Consider the following 242-nt stretch of genomic DNA (forward strand, 5'->3'; position numbering starts at 1 on the left):
GCAGCATGGCCAGCAGCGCCACCAGCGGAATGAACACCAGCACGCCGCCGATCAGCCAGAACACAAACAAGAACAGCAGGAAGAACGGCAGGTCGGCCAACGCCGTGGCAGTACTGGAGGTGATCAAATCGCGGATCGACTCCAGCTCGCGCAGTTGCGAAATGAACGAGCCAGTGGACTTCGGCCGCACCGAGTTGCGCAGGCGCAAGGCATGGCCGTAGACCAGATCACTCACCCGCAGG

Annotated in this window: 1 pseudogene; it reads right to left on the minus strand. The window is 62.0% G+C overall.

Features of this window, described 5'->3' with window-relative positions:
* Window positions 1-242, minus strand: a pseudogene (locus tag G1E_RS29240) (type I secretion system permease/ATPase); the annotation flags it as partial.

This window comes from Pseudomonas sp. TJI-51 (assembly GCF_000190455.2).
Lineage (GTDB): Bacteria > Pseudomonadota > Gammaproteobacteria > Pseudomonadales > Pseudomonadaceae > Aquipseudomonas > Aquipseudomonas juntendi.